Source organism: Acinetobacter sp. YH16031 (assembly GCF_013417335.1).
GTDB lineage: Bacteria > Pseudomonadota > Gammaproteobacteria > Pseudomonadales > Moraxellaceae > Acinetobacter.
On the sequence record NZ_VPED01000100.1, the window covers coordinates 1 to 2,751 of the forward strand.

3 protein-coding genes, 1 rRNA gene and 2 pseudogenes are annotated in these 2,751 nt (G+C 37.0%); 3 read left to right on the forward strand and 3 right to left on the reverse strand.

What is annotated here, in order from left to right:
- Window positions 1-111, forward strand: a pseudogene (locus FTV31_RS16155) (IS982 family transposase); the annotation flags it as partial.
- A 16-nt stretch (window positions 112-127) separates the two neighbouring features.
- On the opposite strand, the gene FTV31_RS16160 reads toward FTV31_RS16155, so the two are convergent.
- Together FTV31_RS16160 and FTV31_RS16165 are read right to left on the reverse strand one after the other, a co-directional pair.
- Window positions 128-328 carry a hypothetical protein gene (locus FTV31_RS16160; protein WP_180015681.1) on the reverse strand — a complete coding sequence of 67 codons (201 nt, stop codon included), beginning with the start codon at window positions 326-328 and terminating at the stop codon, window positions 128-130.
- A 513-nt stretch (window positions 329-841) separates the two neighbouring features.
- Window positions 842-1,201: a roadblock/LC7 domain-containing protein gene (locus FTV31_RS16165; protein ID WP_180015683.1), complete on the reverse strand. Its 360-nt coding sequence runs from the start codon at window positions 1,199-1,201 to the stop codon at window positions 842-844.
- Window positions 1,202-1,569: 368 nt separating this feature from the next.
- Here FTV31_RS16165 and FTV31_RS16170 point away from each other — a divergent pair.
- Both FTV31_RS16170 and FTV31_RS16175 read left to right on the forward strand, forming a co-directional pair.
- Window positions 1,570-2,114 (forward strand): annotated as a pseudogene (locus FTV31_RS16170) (ATP/GTP-binding protein).
- Window positions 2,115-2,124: 10 nt separating this feature from the next.
- The gene (locus FTV31_RS16175) at window positions 2,125-2,538 is read left to right on the forward strand and encodes a roadblock/LC7 domain-containing protein (protein WP_180015685.1); all 414 of its coding nucleotides are present in this window, start codon (window positions 2,125-2,127) and stop codon (window positions 2,536-2,538) included.
- A 108-nt stretch (window positions 2,539-2,646) separates the two neighbouring features.
- On the opposite strand, the gene rrf is transcribed toward FTV31_RS16175, so the two are convergent.
- Window positions 2,647-2,751: ribosomal RNA gene (rrf, locus tag FTV31_RS16180) — 5S ribosomal RNA — on the reverse strand; the annotation flags it as partial.

The window sequence follows — 2,751 nt, forward strand, 5'->3', positions numbered from 1 at the left end:
AAAGCACGTAGTCTTCATGGATTTCTGAGTGGAATTTACGCCTCACTATGTGCATATCAATTAACCCATCAAAATAAGCCAACAATTCAAATTAAGGAATCATCGGCTTAAGCAGGATCCGGGTTAACTAGTCTTGCAGAATCTGTGTTTCTCTACGTGTCACTTTTAAAAGGTCACTAGTGGATGCGAAGTCATATTGAAAAGAAAAGTCTGTGCTTGTTTCAGCCCGGTCTTTGTTTAACCAGGCCAGGTTTTTTGCTGAGTCAATAATGGCAATGGTGCCATGCTGATCATAGAGATGTAATTTACCTTTTTCAGCATGCAGCATCTCTTTAAAAAAGTTAATCGTGTAGGGATGGTCAGAAGATTGCTGGATCTGAATGGGGGCTGAAAATATAGGTTCTTCTATTTCAGAGGTAATTTCTGAATTAAGAATATTTTGCTCAAACCAGTGCTTGAGAATTTGTGTGTTTTGCAGGGGTAAAGCGAGCGTATTATTTATAATCTGGTTCGAATATTGAGCATTTTTAGAGATACATAAATAAGGGCATTTTTAGTTTTTGAGAACACGTTGGATACCCTCTGTTTCAAGAAAGTATTCATACACCAACAGGCAATCGAGATGAGGATCGGAAGCAGTGTTTCATTGCAGGATAAAATGATCAGGAGTGATGTGCTGTAAAGTCTTTTTTAGTTCATCTGCATCGTGAATACTTAAACCTGCTATTCCAATATGAATATAATGCCTATGCATTTTAAGTCTCGATTAAAGTTTATATTTTATTGGGTGAAGCGTATAAGAATCCCCTTTATCGCATGAAATAAAGGGGAAAACTGTGTATTAGCTAAAGTCTAAACCTTGTTCAAAAGATTTAAGTTCATGACGAGCCATAGCCAGGTTTGCTTTAGAGCGGTCCAGTACAAGATACAGGAATACATTGTTATTCTTTTCGAGTGGGCGAATCAGATGATATTGCTTGCCCAGCGTAATCAGAATATCTTCAATCGAGTCATTCAGGTTTAATGAATTCGCTACACGGCGTTTTGTGCGAACCACTTCTGTATTGCCGGCTGCTGCAAGTTCAAGATCGATATTGCCACCACCTTGAGTTGCTAAAGCCAAGCCGCTTTCACCATCAGCTAATGCTGCAGCAACGAAACCATCAATGTCTGTAAGTGTATCTAAGGTTACCTTAGCCATAATTATTTCCCTGTTATAAAAATAGTTGATGCGTTAGTTGTATTTGATGAAGTTCGAATATTATCTTTTTCATTCAAATTCATTATAAAAATGGGAGAGTAAATTACAATTGAAATAAAAACCATATAAAATTTAATGTTTTACTTTATATCTTAATTTTTAACTTGTACTTTTTAATTATGTGATGCGTTTATTTTTTTATTTAAGGATATGTGAAATGATTCTGTGATTATTTTTTAATCTATAATCACACCTTAATCTAAAAGATGTAATAAAATATTTTAAATGGATTATGGAACTAATTAGGTAAAAATTTCAGTTGAAAAAATAGATTCACTTCATTTGAGAATCCAAGAAAGTAAATACTTATGATTTTACAACAATATAAAATCGTTTTTGCGGGCTCCATGGGCGCAGGTAAAACAGCCGCGATATGTTCATTATCTGATATTCCAGTGTTACTCACTGAGGCACTGAATACTGACGACCGCAGTCATTCAAAAATGGAAACCACGGTAGGAATCAATTATGGTGAGATCACATTACAAGATGGAACCAAAATTAGCCTGTATGGGACGCCTGGACAAAGCCGCTTTGACTTTATCTGGCCTGTCATTTGCCAAGGCGCATTAGGTGCTATTATCCTCATTGATCATACAGTGAATGACCCGATCCAAGAACTGGAAAGTTATATCGAAGTATTTCAGGAATATACCAATAATATTGCTATTGGGATTACGCATAGTGATCTTGAAAGTCCTCATTTTACCCAGATTTATAAGGACTGGCTGATCCAGCAGGATCTTTATACTCCCCTCTTTTTTTTGTAGATGCACGTCAAAAAGACGACATCTTGCTTCTTTTAGAAGCCCTCATTACTTCAATCGAAGTCAACTATAACCTCATGAGCTAAGGATTAAAGCATGCTCACTATACAAGAAAGACGTCAAGCCCCGGAAGCCCTCGTTCAGCATGCTAAACAGCAAATTCAGGAGATCATTAGCAATGTTCGTGGCGTATATTATGTAATGGTCTGTTCAACAGATGGATTTGAATTGGCCACAATTCATAAGAAAGACAACTATAACAACAACAAACTGGCTGCTGTGAGTAGCTCGATTTTAGCGATGGTTTCAGCATTTACTAAAGAGATCCATCTTACTGGCTGTCAAAGCATTACTTTGGATGCAGAAAATGGTAAAGCCATTTTGACAGCAGTTGCAGCACCAAAACACCCTCTTATTCTGGTTACTTTGGCTGAAAAAGACATTTTATTAGGTCAGGCCCTGTATATGCTGAAGAATGCCACACAATCCATTATCGCTGCAGATCAATAATAACTAGATTCAAAAAAGGCTTAAATAAACTTAAACCTTTTTCTATTTCATCTTTATTTTTTCTATAAAAAAAGTCCCCTGCTTATGCAGAGGGCTTTTGGAATAATGAGCTGGCGATGACTTACTCTCACATGGGAGACCCCACACTACCATCAGCGCTAAGAGGTTTCACTTCTGAGTTCGGGAAGGGATCAGGTGGTTCACTCTTGCTAT

Coding starts and splice junctions, on each gene's coding strand:
- FTV31_RS16160 (WP_180015681.1), bottom strand. CDS start 328: ATGCTGCATGCTGAAAAAGGTAAATTACATCTCTATGATCAGCATGGC.
- FTV31_RS16165 (WP_180015683.1), bottom strand. CDS start 1,201: ATGGCTAAGGTAACCTTAGATACACTTACAGACATTGATGGTTTCGTT.
- FTV31_RS16175 (WP_180015685.1), top strand. CDS start 2,125: ATGCTCACTATACAAGAAAGACGTCAAGCCCCGGAAGCCCTCGTTCAG.